Raw genomic sequence first — 264 nt, 5'->3', positions numbered from 1 at the left:
CAAAAATGGCGAAGACCAAGAATACCCCCAAGACGGCGGCTGGCAAGTCGGCTGCCAAGTTATCGAAGAAGGTGATCAAAGGCTCGCATGGCAAAGTGCTCAAGATCCGCACCAAAGTGCACTTCTACAAGCCCAAGACGCTGCAGCTGGCGCGCGCGCCGCTGTACGCCCGGAAGGCCGTGCCGTCGCGGAACAAATTGGACAAATATCGCATCATCAAGTCTCCGCTTACGACCGAGTCGGCCATGAAAAAGATTGAGGACC

Annotated in this window: 1 protein-coding gene; it reads left to right on the top strand. The window is 56.1% G+C overall.

The genetic code is table 11. The annotated features are described in order from the left end of the window. Nucleotides 1-264 (top strand): hypothetical protein (locus tag L9G74_RS20960; RefSeq protein ID WP_238898687.1); only part of this gene is annotated, 264 nt, incomplete at both ends.

The sequence above is a fragment of the Shewanella electrica genome (assembly GCF_022321485.1).
GTDB lineage: Bacteria > Pseudomonadota > Gammaproteobacteria > Enterobacterales > Shewanellaceae > Shewanella > Shewanella electrica.
This window is presented reverse-complemented; position numbering and strand designations above follow the sequence as displayed.